We start from the raw sequence: 13,630 nt of genomic DNA on the forward strand, positions 1-13,630 counted from the left end.
ACCCCGCGAACGGGGTCCCGCCGACACTGCACTGCTGGGTCAGGCGCGCGGGATCTCGCGCATCTCGAAGGACTCCACGACATCGCCGATCTCGATGTTCTGGTAGTTCTTCAGGACCAGACCGCACTCGAAGCCCTCGCGGACCTCCGAGGCGTCGTCCTTCTCCCGCTTGAGCGAGGCCAGGTCGAGGTTGTCGGCCACGACCTTGCCGTCGCGCAGCAGGCGCGCCTTGGCGTTGCGACGGAGCAGGCCACTGGTGACCATGCAACCGGCGATGTTGCCGATCTTCGAGGAGCGGAAGATGTTGCGGATCTCCGCCTGTCCGAGCACGGACTCCTCGTAGACGGGCTTGAGCAGGCCCTTGAGAGCCGCCTCGATCTCCTCGATCGCCTGGTAGATGACCGAGTAGTAGCGGATCTCGACACCCTCCTTCTCGGCCATCTCGGTCGCCTTGCCCTGGGGGCGGACGTTGAACCCGATGATGATGGCGTCGGAGGCGGCGGCCAGGTCGACGTTGGTCTCGGTGATCGCACCGACACCGCGGTCGATGACCCGGAGGCTGACCTCGTCGCCGACGTCGATCTGGGACAGCGAGTCCTCGAGGGCCTCGACCGAACCGGACACGTCGCCCTTGAGGATGAGGTTGAGCTCCTGCGTCTCGCCCTTCTCCATGGAGGCCATGAAGTCCTCGAGGGTGCGACGCACGCGACGCTTGGCCTGCATGGCCGCCCGCTCGCGCGACTCGCGCTTCTCGGCGATCTGGCGGGCCATGCGGTCGTCCTCGACGACGATGAACGTCTGGCCGGCGCCGGGCACCGCGGTGAGGCCGAGCACCATCGCGGGACGCGACGGGTCTGCCTCGGTGATGTTCTCGCCGTGCTCGTCGAGCATCGCCCGGACCCGGCCGTAGCCGGCTCCCGCGACGATCGAGTCGCCCACGCGCAGCGTGCCGCGCTGGACCAGGACCGTCGCCACCGGGCCACGGCCGCGGTCGAGGTGTGCCTCGACGACGAGACCCTGGGCGTCCTGGTGGGGGTTGGCCCGCAGGTCGAGCGAGGCGTCGGCGGTCAGGACGACGGCCTCGAGCAGCTTGTCGAGGTTGAGCTCGGACTTGGCCGAGACGTCGACGAACATCGCGTCGCCGCCGTACTCCTCGGGCACCAGGCCGTACTCGGTCAGCTGGCCACGGACCTTGGTCGGGTCGGCGTCCGGCTTGTCGATCTTGTTGACCGCGACCACGATCGGGACACCGGCGGCCTTGGCGTGGTTGAGCGCCTCGACCGTCTGGGGCATGACACCGTCGTCGGCCGCGACCACGAGGATCGCGATGTCGGTGGCCTGCGCACCACGGGCACGCATGGCGGTGAACGCCTCGTGACCCGGGGTGTCGATGAAGGTGATGCGGCGCTCGTTGCCGTCGACGTCAGCGGTGACCTGGTAGGCACCGATGTGCTGCGTGATGCCACCGGCCTCCTTGTCGACGACGTTGGCGTTGCGCAGGGCGTCGAGGAGCTTGGTCTTGCCGTGGTCGACGTGACCCATGACGGTGACGACCGGCGGTCGGATGACCAGGTCGGAGTCCTCGCCCTCGTCCTCGCCGAACTCGAGGTCGAAGGACTCGAGCAGCTCGCGGTCCTCGTCCTCGGGGGACACGACCTGGACGACGTAGTTGAGCTCCTCGCCGAGCAGCTCCAGCGTCTCGTCGTTGACCGACTCGGTCGCCGTCACCATCTCGCCCAGGGAGAACAGCATCTGGACGAGGGCGGAGACGTCGACGCCGATCCGCTCGGCGAAGTCGGTCAGCGAGGCGCCGCGGGGCAGCTTGACGGTCTCGCCGTCACCCTTGCGGACGCGCACGCCACCGATCGTCGGGGCCTGCATGGCCTCGAACTCCTGACGACGTGCCCGCTTGGACTTGCGACCACGACGCGAGGGGCCACCGGGGCGACCGAAGGCACCCTGGGTCTGGCCACGCTGGCCGGGACGGCCACCGCCGCCGGGACGACCGCCGCCCGCGGGGCCGAAGCCACCGGGACGACCACCGGCACCGGGGGCACCGGCACCAGCACCGGGACCACCGCGACCGGGGGCACCGCCACGGCCGGGAGCGCCACCGCGACCCGGGGCACCACCACGGGCGCCACCGGGACCACCGGCGGGACGACCACCGGGGCCGGAGCCGAAGGCAGCCGGGGACTTGGGCATCATCGCCGGGTTGGGGCGCGGCATGCCCGGGCGACCCGGAGCACCACCGTCACGGCCGGCCGGCGGGCGCGGCGGACGCTGGTCGGAGCCACCGGGGGCGCCGCCACCGGCAGGAGCGCCGGCGCCGCCACCCTGGGCAGGACCGCGGTCGCCGCCGGGAGCCGACGGACGACGGCCCATGCCCTGGCTGGAGGCGAAGGGGTTGTTGCCCGGACGCGGCGCGCCGGGGCGGCCGACCGGACGAGGGGCAGGAGACGGCGCCTTAGGCGTCGCACCTGCGGAGGCTGCCGGGGCCGCGGGGGCCTCGGGCTCGGCCGGGGGCGCGGCCTGCGCGGCCGGGGCGGGCTCGACCTTCGCGGGCGTCTCCGCAGCCGGGGCGGGGGCGGCCTTGGGGCCGGGACGCGGGCCGGGAGCCTTGGGCGCCGGGGCGGCCTTGGCGGCCGGGGCCGCGGGGGCCTCGGTCTCGGCGGCCGGAGCGGCGGCCGCGGGGGCCTCGGGCTCGGCAGCGGGGGCTTCGGGCTCGGCCTTCTTGGCCGGAGCCTTGCGGGGGGCAGCCGGCTTGTCAGCGGCCTTCTCGGACGGGGCCGACGCCGGGGCGGCAGGCGCCTCGGTCTTCAGCTTGTCGCCGTACTCCTTGCGGAAACGCATCTCCGCAGGCAGCTCAACAGTGGAGCTCGCCGACTTGACGAACTCCCCCATCTCCTTGAACTTCTCGAGAACAAACTTGCTCTCGACACCGAACTCCTTGGCGAGTTCGTGGACTCGGGTCTTAGCCACGTTTCTCCTTCTGGCCCGAGCCCCTCGCCTGTCGGTGGGGGTGAATCGGACCGTTAGTGGTTGTGCAAACTCATCGCGAGTTACTCATCGAGTGCTCATGAGCTGCTGCTCCAGTTCCTGTTGGTCGATCACGGTTGATGTGCTGGCGAGTCGAGGTACTCCCCGAGCGGTGCGCTGGTCAGCCCGCCCTGGCCCGCATGTCGCAGGGCCCGGGCGAAAGCTCGCCGGCGCACCGCGAGTTCGTAGCACTCGGCCGTGGGGTGCAGGTGCGCTCCGCGGCCGGGTGAGGTGGCGCCAGGATCGGGCACGACGGCGGGGTGGCCGTGCGCGTCCGAGCCGACGGTCACCCGCAACAACTCGCTCTTCGCGGCCCGCTGGCGACATCCGACGCACGTCCGGACCGGCCCCGTGGGGGCAGGGGAATCCGGGCATGCAGGGGAGATGTGTTCACGAGCCACTGTCGACAACCCTACCGTGCGCGGCCATCGGTTATCGAACCGGCGGTGTGCGGAACAGCCCACGGGGGGCCCGGGTTTGGCTAGCGTACGGCGCGTGCGACCCCTGGCCACGATGCTCACTCCCGTCACCCGACGCCTCGTCTACCCCAGCCGTGGCACCCGCGTCCCGGCCGCGGGCACGACGCTGCACCTGCGGAGGGGCAACGTCGACCTGCGCGGCTGGGTCGTCAACCCCGGGCAACCGCGGGCGCTGGTCTACTACGGCGGCAACGGGGAGGGCGTCCACGACCTGCGCGGCGTCCTCGCCGAGCGCCTCCCCGACCACACGTCCTACCTGCTCGCCTACCGCGGCTACGGCGCCAGCGGCGGCCGGCCCAGCGAACGGGCGCTCCGCGACGACGCGCTCGCCCTGGTCGACCACGTCGCCGGGCGGCATCCCGGCCACCCCGTGGACGTCATCGGGCGCAGCCTCGGCAGCGGCGTCGCGACGCAGGTCGCGGTCCGCCGGCCGGTGGGCCGGCTGGTGCTGGTCACGCCCTTCGACAGCCTCGTGGCCACGGCGGGCGACCTGTTTTCCCGGCTCCCGATGCACCGCCTGGTGCACGACCGGTGGGACTCGGCGAGCGCCGCCCCCGCCCTGGCCGCACCGGTGCTGGTGCTGCGGGCCGGGCGCGACGACCTCGTGAGGCCGCCGCGCACCGACCGGCTGCTGGAGGCGCTCCCGGGCTCGACCCGGGTGGTGGACTTCCCCGACGCGGACCACGCCAGCCTGGTCGACGACCCGGCGTACTGGACGGCGATCGAGGAGTTCCTCCGCCCCTGAGGGGCTACTCCGCCGGCGGCGCGACCGGCGGCGCGACCGGCTCGGCCGGCGCCTCGTCGGAGCGGATGTCGATGCGCCAGCCGGTCAGGCGCGCGGCGAGGCGGGCGTTCTGGCCCTCCTTGCCGATGGCGAGCGACAGCTGGAAGTCCGGCACGACGACCCGCGCCGAGCGGGCGGCCAGGTCGACGATCTCCACCGAGGTGACCCGCGCCGGCGACAGCGCGTGGGCCACGAGCTCGGCCGGGTCCTCGGACCAGTCGACGATGTCGATCTTCTCGCCGTGCAGCTCGGACATCACGTTGCGGACCCGCTGGCCCATCGGGCCGATGCAGGCGCCCTTGGGGTTGACGCCCTGGGCACGCGAGGCGACCGCGATCTTGGTGCGGTGACCGGCCTCGCGGGCGAGCGCGGTGATCTCGACGCTGCCGTCGGCGATCTCCGGGACCTCGAGGGCGAACAGCTTCTTGACCAGGTTGGGGTGGCTGCGCGACAGCGTGATCTGCGGGCCGCGCATGCCCTTGCGGACCGAGACGACCAGGCACTTGATGCGGGTGCCGTGCTCGTAGCGTTCGCCGGGGACCCGCTCGCCCATCGGCAGCAGCGCCTCCACCCGGCCGAGGTCGACCATGACGTCGTCGGGGTTGCGGCCCTGCTGGATGACGCCGGAGACGATGTCGCCCTCCTTGCCGGAGAACTCACCGAACTTGATGTCGTCCTCGGCGTCGCGAAGACGCTGCAGCATGATCTGCTTCGCGGTCGTCGCCGCGATCCGGCCGAAGCCGTCCGGGGTGTCGTCGTACTCGCCGACCGGGTTGCCCTCGTCGTCGACCTCGGTGGCCATGACCGACACGTGCCCGGTCTTGCGGTCGAGCTCGACGCGCGCCTTCTCCTGGGCGCCGGGCGTCTTGTGGTACGCCGTCAGCAGGGCCTGCTCGATGGCCTCCACGAGAACGTCGAAGGAGATCTCCTTCTCCCTCTCGAGCATGCGCAGGATGCTCAGGTCGATGTCCATCAGGCGTCCTCGTCCTCTTCGTCTTCTGGTGCGTGCTTGCGGTTGAACTCGATCTGGACCAGGGCCTTGGCGACCTCGGTGTAGGCGAGCTCACGGTCCGTGCCGTCGACGTCGAGCGTCACGCGCTCGTCGTCGGAGGCGCCGATGCGCCCCGTGACGGCATCACCGTCGGTGAGGGTGACCTTGACCAGCCGGTCGGCGTTGCGGCGCCAGTGGCGCGGCAACGTGAGCGGCCGGTCGACACCCCGCGAGGTGACCTCGAGCGTGTAGGGGTGCTCCCCCATCACGTCGCTCTCCTCGTCCAGCACCCTGTTGACCTCGCGCGTCGCGTCGGCGACGTCGTCGAGGGTCACCCCGCCGTCCTTGTCCACGGCGATGCGCAGCACCCTGCGCTTGCCGGCAGGGGTGATCTCCACGGCCTCGATGTCGAGGCCCAGGGCACTCAGGGGGTCGGCGAGCTCCGCCTCGATGCGGTCCCGGATGGCGTCCTGCTTGGCGCTGCTCACGAGTGGGCGACCTCCTTGTGCTGTTGTCGGCGACCACGATAGCCGTTGTCCCGGCCCACCTTCATCTTGCCGCCGACCGCACGGGGATAGGGTCGCTGCCGTGCCGGTCACTCCCCCTGTCGAGACCCCCCTGCCCGCCAGTCGGCGGGGGGCGATCGCCGCTCTGCTGCTGGGATCCGGGGTCCTCGCGGGCTGCGACCTGGACCTGTCCGGCGACGGCTCGGGCGACCCCTCCGCGTCGGGGTCCGCGGACCCCGACGCGGCCCTCGTGGACCGGGCCCTGGCGGAGATCGACGACCTCGCCGCGCTCGTCGCGGCGGTCTCCGCAGGCTTCCCCGGACTGCGCGGGCGGCTGGCCCCGTGGGCCGCGCTGCACGACGCGCACCGGGAGGTCCTGGGTGATCCGACGCCGTCCTCCTCGCCCGCCGGTGCGGGCTCCACGCCCTCGTTCGCGTCGGCGAACGAGGCGCTCGCCGAGGTGCGGGGCCGTGAGCAACGCGGCCAGCGGCGGCTCGCGGACTGGGCGGTGGCCGCCGAGAGCGGCAGCCTGGCCCGGCTCCTGGCCTGCATGTCGGCGGGGGTCGCCCAGCGCCTCGCCCACGATCTCGCTCCGGCCGGGACGCAGGTCCCGGCATGACCGCGGACTCCCGGGTGGACGCCCTCCAGACCGCGCTGGCGGCCGAGCACGCCGCCGTCTGGGTGTACGCCGCCCTCGCGGGCCAGGCGGACCCCGTCACCGATCCGCGCCTGCGCACGGACCTGACCGCGGCCTACGCGGTGCACCGGGGCCGCCGCGACGCGCTGGCCCGAGCCGTCGTCGACGCGGGGGCGACTCCGGTGGCCGCCGAGCCGGCGTACGAGCTGCCGTCCCACCTCGGGACCGCGACCGCGCTCACCCGGGCCGCGCTGCACCTCGAGCGCGCGACGGCCGAGACCTATGCCTGGGTGGTGGCCCGCACGACGGGGCCGGACCGGCGTCGGGCCGTGGAGGCCGTGAACGACGCAGCGGTCCGCGAACTCGTCTTCCGGGGAACTCCCGAGATGCTCCCCGGGGCAAACGAGTACGCGGACCGCTGAGGCCTGGACAACGAGGCCGTCGGGTGGAGCCGGCGATGTGTGGGGGGACTGCCGACTCCTCCGTTGTGCACAATCATGCAACGCCGCAGGTCAAGGCCGCCATCGGAACGGTTCCTCACGTTTGTGCATTGCACAAACGTGCAGTCGGGGCGTCTCAGGCCCAGGAACCGACGATCTCGTGGATCTCGGACAGGAGGTGCACGACGGCGTCCGGCTCGCCCTCGGTGTGCCCGACCTGCTCGGGCGGGATCGAGCTGTGCGGGACGTGGATGGCCCGGAGTCCGGCGTGGTGGGCGCCCCAGATGTCGTCGAAGAGCCGGTCCCCCACGTAGACGCACCGGGCCGGGTCGGTGGCGCCGACGGCGTCCATGGCCGCTGCGAACGCCTTCGGTGAGGGCTTGGTCCACGGGATCTCGGAGGTGTAGACGTCGCCGTCGATCAGGTCCAGGACGCCGTCGCGCTCGAAGAAGCCGCGGTGCCACTCACGCGGCCAGATCGTGTTGGACAGCACCCCCACCTTCACGCCGTCGGCGCGCAGCGCCTCGAACAGCGGGCGCACCTCCGGGTCGGTGAGCGTGTGCGGCTCCCAGAAGTCGTAGTACGCCGTGAGCAGCGCCGGGTCGTGGTCGAGGCCCGCCTCGTCGAACAGGTCGGCCACGGTCGCGCTCTGCTGGTGGTCGCGCGAGCGTCCCCAGACCAGCGACCCGGCCGCGTGCAGCCGGGCGGTGATCTCCTCGTGGGGGTGCTCGGCGTTGACCACGGCCTGGGCGAGCGCCAGCGACTCCGCGTGGAAGTCGATGTCGTGCCACTGGGTGAGCGTGCCGCCCCAGTCGAAGAGGACGGCCTCGATCCCGGTCACGCGCGGACGAGCCCCACGACGTGGTCGACGACGGAGTCGGCCGCGACCTGCTCGCGCTCGCCGGTGGCGCGGTCCTTGACCTCGACGGTGCCGTCGGTGCCCAGGCTCTTGCCCACGACCACGATCGTCGGGACGCCGATCAGCTCGGCGTCCTTGAACTTCACGCCGGGGCTGACCTTGCCGGTGCGGTCGTCGTAGAGGACGTCGATGCCCTGCGCCGAGAGCTCGGTGGCGATGCGGTCGGCGGCGGCGAAGACCTCCTCGTCCTTGCCGGCGGCGACGAGGTGGACGTCGGCCGGGGCGACCTCGCGGGGCCAGCACAGGCCGATCTCGTCGAGTGTGCCCTCGGCGATCGCGGCGACGGCGCGCGACGGGCCGATGCCGTAGGAGCCCATCGTCACCGTGACGAGCTTGCCGTTCTCGTCGAGGACCTTGAGGTCCAGGGCGTCGGCGTACTTGCGGCCGAGCTGGAAGATGTGGCCCATCTCGATGCCGCGGGCCGACTCGAGGACGCCGCCGTCGGTGTCGCCGCAGGCGGGGCAGGGGTCGCCGTCGCGGACCTCGGCGACGTCGATGACGCCGTCGCCGCTGAAGTCGCGGCCGGCCACCAGGTCGAGCACGTGGCTGCCGGCGACGTCGGCACCGGTGACCCAGGAGCTGCCCTCGCCGACGCGCGGGTCGAGGAGGTAGCGGACCTCGGCGGGCTTCTTCTCGCCGAGCGCACCGGGGCCGATGTAGCCCTTGGCCAGGCTCGGGCGCGAGGCGAAGTCGGCGTCGCCGAAGGGCTCGAACACGACGCCCTCGCCCAGCTTCGACTCCAGGCGCTTGGCGTCGACCTCGCGGTCACCGGGCAGGCCGATCGCCAGCGCCTCGGTGGTGCCGTCGGGGTGCCTGAGCGAGAAGACGACGTTCTTGAGCGTGTCCCCGGCGTGCCAGGGGCGGTCGTCGCGGGGGAACTTCTCGTTGAGGAGGTCGACCAGCGTGTCGATGGTCGGGGTGTCGGGGGTCTGCTCCACGTGGGCGGCGGGCGCGTCGTCGTACGCCGTGGGCGCGGCGGGCGTGGTGTCCACGGCCTCCACGTTGGCGGCGTAGTCGCAGCGGGTGCAGCGGACGTAGGTGTCCTCGCCGACCTCGGCCTTGGCCAGGAACTCCTCGGACTTGGAGCCGCCCATGGCCCCGGCCTCGGCCTTGACGATGACGTACTCGAAGCCGAGCTTGTCGAAGATCCGGATGTAGGCGTTGCGGTGGGCCTGGTAGCTGGCGTCCAGGCCGGCGTCGTCGACATCGAAGGAGTAGGAGTCCTTCATGACGAACTCGCGGCCGCGCAGGAGGCCCGCGCGGGGACGCGCCTCGTCGCGGTACTTGGTCTGGATCTGGTAGATCGAGAGGGGCAGGTCCTTGTAGGAGGAGTAGAGGTCCTTCACCACGAGGGTGAACATCTCCTCGTGGGTGGGGCCGAGCAGGTAGTCGTTGCCCTTGCGGTCCTTGAGCCGGAAGATGCCGTCGCCGTACTCCGTCCAGCGGTTGGTCGCCTCGTAGGGCTCGCGGGGCAGCAGCGCGGGGAAGGAGAGCTCCTGGGCGCCGATGGCGTCCATCTCGTCGCGGATGATCTGCTCGATCTTGCGGAGCACCTTCAGGCCCAGCGGTAGCCAGGTGTAGATGCCGGGCGCGGCACGGCGGATGTAGCCGGCGCGCACCAGGAGACGGTGGCTCGGCACCTCGGCGTCCGCGGGGTCCTCTCGCAGGGTCCGCACGAACAGGCTCGACATCCTCATGATCATGGGGGAAGGCTACTTGCGGGGTGTGGTGGCCCGCGAACCAGTTCCGCCGGGACGCAACCTTTCCCCGCGCCCCGGCGTCATTGGGCTGCCGGACGATCCGGAAGCACACCACGACTCGACCCTCGGAGCCCACGATGAAGCACTCCCGTCTGACCGCCACCCTGGCCGCCCTCGCCGGTCTCGCCGCCCTCGTGGCGCCCGCCGCTGCCGCCGACGCCACCACCGTGATCCGCCCCGGCACGCTGGAGCGCGGCCCGGCCGGGACCGTTCCCCACGTCTACGGCTCGGACCTGATCGACGGCGACCGGCACTTCTCGTTCGCGGGCCGCGAGGTGATCTACCTCGGCATGTCCGGCGACGACTACGTCGTCGGCACCTGGCGCCAGGGCAGCACGACCTCCGAGAAGGTCGTGCGTGTGACGCCGGACGGACTGCGCACGACGGTCCTGAAGGGCGTCGAGCCCTCCTCGATCAGCCTCTCGCGGGACGGCGACCGACTGGTCCGGTCGCGCTACCTCGACAAGACGAAGCAGAGCCAGGTCAAGGCCTGGAGCTCCGCGGACGGCACGCCCGTCGCCCAGCGCACCTTCGCCGGCTACATCTCCGTGCTCGACGCCGACGGGTCGAAGATGGTGCTGAGCGGCAGCCTGCCGAGCCGGACCTTCTGGTGGAGCACCGGGAGCAACTCGACCAAGCGGATCTCAACCCTGACGGGCTACGAGGCCAGCATCCCGGCCGACCGGCTGGCCGTGCTGACCGGCGACCCGTACCAGGGCGGCTGCTCGGTGGTCTCCACGCTCTCCGACCCGGCCACCCGGATCTGGCGCAGCTGCGAGCAGGCGGTGATGGACTTCTCGCCGTCGGGCAACCGGGTCACCACCGTGCACATCCTCACCGACGGCCTCGGCCCCGGAGTCGTCGAGCTGCACAAGGTCGGCGGCACGCTGCTGCACCGGTGGTCGACGTACTACTTCGGCGACGTGGTGTTCGAGTCCGGCGACACGCTGCTGATGCTCGCCCACGGCAAGACCAGGACGGCGTGGGTGCGTTGCACCGGCGCCGACTGCGAGCGCACGTCCAAGCTGACCGACACGCAGCTCTGAGGTCAGTCTCCGCGTGCGGCGTTGAGCGCGGCCCGGATCATCGGCCACTGCAGCGGCAGCCGGGCGAAGGCGGCGACCTTGAGCCCGGTCCTGCGGGAGCGGCGGACGTCCATCGCCATCTTCACGTTGCCCGGGTAGACGCCGACCAGCAGGGCGGCCGAAGCCACGCCCGCCACCCGACGGGTCTGCGGCACGACCAGGCCGGCGGCGCAGGCCAGCTCGGCGACACCGCTGCCGAGGATCACCTCGCGGTGGGCCGGCACCCAGCTCGGCATCAGGGGCTCGTAGACCTCGGGCTTGACCAGGTGGACGACGCCGCTGACGGCGAAGAGACCGGCCAGGACCTGGGTGCCGCGGGAGATGCTCACGCCGGCCAACCTAGCCGCCGGACGCAACGACGGGTGGGCCCGGTCCGAGGACCGGGCCCACCCGCTTTCGGGTCGTCGCCCCGGGAGGTGGGGGCGACTACTTGCTGGCGGCCGCGACCGCCGCGGCGAGGCTGTGGGCCCCCGCGTCGCGGCTCGAGAGCGGCGCCAGGCCGAAACTCTGCTCGAGGGTGGCCAGGATCGACGTCGTGTCGTACGACGTGTGGTCGACACCGGAGTGCTTTAGCGAGGTGGAGAGCACCAGGGCGGGGACGCGGGTGCCCGGACCCCAGGCGTCGACCTTCGGCGGCGAGACGTGGTCCCAGGTGCCGCCGAACTCGTCGTAGGTGACGACCACGAGGGTCTTGTCGGCCTGCGGCGAGCGGCTGATCGTCTTGAGCAGCTTGACCAGGTGGTCCGAGCCGTTGGGCTCGGACGCGTAGCCGGGGTGCTCGTTCTCGGCGCCGTAGGGCTTCACGAACGACACCGTCGGCAGGTGGCCGGCCTTCGCGGCCGAGAAGAAGTTCGTCTCGTCCTGCAGGTGGGCGCGGCCGGGCTTGCCGGGCGCGTAGTCCGCGAAGTAGTTGAACGGCTGGTGGTGGTACTGGAACAGCGCGCCCGGGTGGCCGGCCTCCGCGTCGTCCCAGCCGCCGGAGTACCAGTTCCAGCTGATGCCGGCGCCGGTGAGGCGGTCGCCGATGTTGGGGTACTGCGCGTCGTCGATCAGCGGGAGCTGGGCACCCGAGCCGTGCGGCGTGCTGGTCGGCTGGATGGTGTTGACGGCGTAGTCACCGCAGGCGTGCACCGGGTCGTTGAGAGCCGGGTCGCCGGCGCATTCCTGGGTCAGCTTGTCGTCGAGCACGGTGCCGGTCGCGTGGTACTGCGGGTAGCTCGTGGGCATCCCGTTGGCGTCCAGCACGGAGTTCTTCGCGCCGGACGCACCGTTGCTGGTGTCGAGCGGCGCCCGCGCGGCGATCAGGAACTGGTGGTTGAGGAACGACCCACCGAACGCGCCCTGGAAGAAGTGGTCGGCCACGACGTACTTGGGGGCGCCGTCGCTGTGGAGGTACTTCCAGATCGGCAGCTGCTTGGTGGCGTAGTGGCCCTGCGTGAGGCCGACCGCGTCGGAGCCGGTGGTGTAGCGGTCCTGCTTGCCGCCGTCGATCTGGTACTGCTCCTGGTAGAAGCGGTGGACCAGGTCGCGGGTGCAGCCGCCCGGCTCGGCGCCGTCGGAGTCCTTCAGGACGCCGTTGGGGGCGTAGACGCCCTCGGCCGGGCACGTCTTGTCCTCGGGCTTGATGTAGTCGTCGATGGAGAACGGCGTGTTGGCGAAGTGGCTGGCCGAGACGCCGTGCGCGTCGTCCTGGCAGGTGCTGGAGAGCGGCGGCGAGGTCAGGTTGACGTCGTCCTGCGGGAGGCAGGAGTACGCTGTGCCGTCCTGCGCGACCTGGGTCGCCCGGGCCTTCGGCGCGTCGGACAGGCCCACGACGTGCTGGCCGTGCACCTGCCCCCACGTGCCGTAGAGGTTGTCGAAGGAGTGGTTCTCCTCGTAGATGACGACGAGGTGCTTGTAGCCGCCGGGCAGGTGGCCGGGCGCGGTTGCCGCAGGGGCGGCCGCAGCGGCGGGCTCCCCGGCGGGCGCGTGGCGGTGGGTGGAGGCGGCCATCGCGGCCCCGCTCCCGAGCAGGAGGACAGTGGCGGTCGCGGTCCCGACGAGGACCTTCCGCGGACGTGAGGTGAGCATGGGTCCATGCCCCCATGGCCGGGCGAGCGTCAATCTCCCCCGAGGTGAACCGGGAGTGAATTCAGCCGGTCAGAACATGACCGTCGCGAAGCGGGCCGTCTCGACGAAGCCCACCTTGGCGTAGGCGCGGCGCGCGGAGTCGTTCCAGTTGTTGACGTAGAGCGAGACGATCGGCGCCACCTCGCGCCGCACCAGCTCGACGACGGCGGCCATGCCGGCGGTCGCCAGCCCCTCGCCGCGGCGGTCCGGCGGGACCCAGACACCCTGGATCTGCGCGGCGTACGGCGTCGCGCAGGCGACCTCGGCCTTGAAGACCAGCCGGCCCTCGTCGAAGCGGGCGAAGGACCACCCGCGGTTCATCAGCTGCGTGACGCGCGCCCGGTAGAGCTCGGCGCCGCCGCCGTACTCCGGGGAGATGCCGACCTCCTCGGTGTACATCGCGACGCAGGCGGGATAGAGCTCGTCCATGTCCTGCCGGGTGGTGCGGCGTACGGCGGGGTCGGGGGCGACCAGCGGCGTGCCGCGGATCTCGAGGTGCGGCTGGTTCCACCGGAGCTCGCGCGGCTTGCCCCAGCCGGCGGCGACGCCGTTCCAGAACACCTGCACGGCGTCGTGCGGACCCACGATCGTCGAGACGGTCCGCCCCCGCGTCAGCGCCCGCTCGGCGAACGCGCGGGCGTCCTCGGCGGTGGCCTGCACCGGCACCAGGTTGGCGCCGACGTGGCAGGCCGCGACCATCTCCCCGCCGTCGAAGCGGCCCCACATCTCGCCCCCGAGCCAGCGCGGCTCGAGATTGGTGGTGCGGGCGCGGTAGTCGGTGAAGACGTTGACCACGGGGTCGCGGGACGCGAGCGCCAGGAAGGCGTCGAGGTCCGTGGCACCCAGCGGGCGCACTCCGTGGCGGGTGAGCACGCTGGGAG

The 13,630-nt window shown here is 72.0% G+C and carries 13 protein-coding genes; 4 read left to right on the forward strand and 9 right to left on the reverse strand.

Translation table 11 applies throughout. The features are described from left to right. Nucleotides 1-39: 39 nt before the first annotated feature. Together infB and EJF31_RS19115 are read right to left on the reverse strand one after the other, a co-directional pair. Nucleotides 40-2,982 carry a translation initiation factor IF-2 gene (gene infB, locus EJF31_RS19110; RefSeq protein WP_125038751.1) on the reverse strand — a complete coding sequence of 981 codons (2,943 nt, stop codon included), beginning with the start codon at nucleotides 2,980-2,982 and terminating at the stop codon, nucleotides 40-42. Nucleotides 2,983-3,110: 128 nt separating this feature from the next. Further along, the gene (locus tag EJF31_RS19115; RefSeq protein ID WP_307718984.1) at nucleotides 3,111-3,569 is read right to left on the reverse strand and encodes a YlxR family protein; all 459 of its coding nucleotides are present in this window, start codon (nucleotides 3,567-3,569) and stop codon (nucleotides 3,111-3,113) included. Here EJF31_RS19115 and EJF31_RS19120 point away from each other — a divergent pair. Further along, nucleotides 3,535-4,263, forward strand: coding sequence for an alpha/beta hydrolase (locus tag EJF31_RS19120; protein WP_185736352.1), 729 nt, complete (start codon nucleotides 3,535-3,537; stop codon nucleotides 4,261-4,263). The two genes, EJF31_RS19115 and EJF31_RS19120, sit on opposite strands and share 35 nt — an antisense overlap. 4 nt (nucleotides 4,264-4,267) lie before the next feature. Here the strand turns inward: EJF31_RS19120 and nusA are convergent, their stop codons facing one another. Further along, complete coding sequence (gene nusA / locus EJF31_RS19125) at nucleotides 4,268-5,275, reverse strand: transcription termination factor NusA (protein ID WP_125038753.1); 1,008 nt, start codon at nucleotides 5,273-5,275, stop codon at nucleotides 4,268-4,270. Then, complete coding sequence (gene rimP, locus EJF31_RS22440; RefSeq protein ID WP_125038754.1) at nucleotides 5,275-5,781, reverse strand: ribosome maturation factor RimP; 507 nt, start codon at nucleotides 5,779-5,781, stop codon at nucleotides 5,275-5,277. Before rimP ends, nusA begins: the two co-directional genes overlap by 1 nt. Before the next feature lie 100 nt (nucleotides 5,782-5,881). On the opposite strand from rimP, the gene EJF31_RS22445 reads away from it, so the two are divergent. Together EJF31_RS22445 and EJF31_RS19140 are read left to right on the forward strand one after the other, a co-directional pair. Further along, nucleotides 5,882-6,418: a hypothetical protein gene (locus tag EJF31_RS22445; RefSeq protein WP_125038755.1), complete on the forward strand. Its 537-nt coding sequence runs from the start codon at nucleotides 5,882-5,884 to the stop codon at nucleotides 6,416-6,418. Then, nucleotides 6,415-6,858 carry a DUF4439 domain-containing protein gene (locus EJF31_RS19140; RefSeq protein WP_125038756.1) on the forward strand — a complete coding sequence of 148 codons (444 nt, stop codon included), beginning with the start codon at nucleotides 6,415-6,417 and terminating at the stop codon, nucleotides 6,856-6,858. Before EJF31_RS22445 ends, EJF31_RS19140 begins: the two co-directional genes overlap by 4 nt. Nucleotides 6,859-7,012: 154 nt before the next feature. Here EJF31_RS19140 and EJF31_RS19145 read toward each other — a convergent pair whose 3' ends face one another. Then, a complete protein-coding gene (locus tag EJF31_RS19145) occupies nucleotides 7,013-7,717 on the reverse strand; it encodes an HAD family hydrolase (protein WP_125038757.1) in 705 nt (234 codons plus the stop codon). Further along, nucleotides 7,714-9,498 carry a proline--tRNA ligase gene (locus EJF31_RS19150; RefSeq protein ID WP_125038758.1) on the reverse strand — a complete coding sequence of 595 codons (1,785 nt, stop codon included), beginning with the start codon at nucleotides 9,496-9,498 and terminating at the stop codon, nucleotides 7,714-7,716. The genes EJF31_RS19145 and EJF31_RS19150 overlap by 4 nt, the downstream gene beginning before the upstream one ends. A gap of 134 nt (nucleotides 9,499-9,632) precedes the next feature. Here EJF31_RS19150 and EJF31_RS19155 point away from each other — a divergent pair, with 134 nt between their 5' ends. After that, nucleotides 9,633-10,601 carry a hypothetical protein gene (locus EJF31_RS19155; RefSeq protein WP_125038759.1) on the forward strand — a complete coding sequence of 323 codons (969 nt, stop codon included), beginning with the start codon at nucleotides 9,633-9,635 and terminating at the stop codon, nucleotides 10,599-10,601. Nucleotides 10,602-10,603: 2 nt separating this feature from the next. On the opposite strand, the gene EJF31_RS19160 is transcribed toward EJF31_RS19155, so the two are convergent. The 3 genes from EJF31_RS19160 to EJF31_RS19170 form a co-directional block, all read right to left on the reverse strand. Further along, nucleotides 10,604-10,969, reverse strand: a complete 366-nt coding sequence (locus tag EJF31_RS19160; RefSeq protein WP_125038760.1) for a DoxX family protein — start codon at nucleotides 10,967-10,969, stop codon at nucleotides 10,604-10,606. Between the two features lie 97 nt (nucleotides 10,970-11,066). After that, entirely contained in the window at nucleotides 11,067-12,710 is a 1,644-nt protein-coding gene (acpA, locus tag EJF31_RS19165; protein ID WP_125038761.1) for an acid phosphatase, read from the reverse strand. 69 nt (nucleotides 12,711-12,779) lie between these two features. After that, nucleotides 12,780-13,622: a GNAT family N-acetyltransferase gene (locus EJF31_RS19170; RefSeq protein ID WP_125038762.1), complete on the reverse strand. Its 843-nt coding sequence runs from the start codon at nucleotides 13,620-13,622 to the stop codon at nucleotides 12,780-12,782. Between the last annotated feature and the right edge of the window lie 8 nt (nucleotides 13,623-13,630).

Origin of the sequence: Nocardioides sp. LS1 (assembly GCF_003865225.1) — a bacterium.
GTDB classification, from domain to species: Bacteria; Actinomycetota; Actinomycetes; order Propionibacteriales; family Nocardioidaceae; genus Nocardioides; species Nocardioides ginsengisegetis.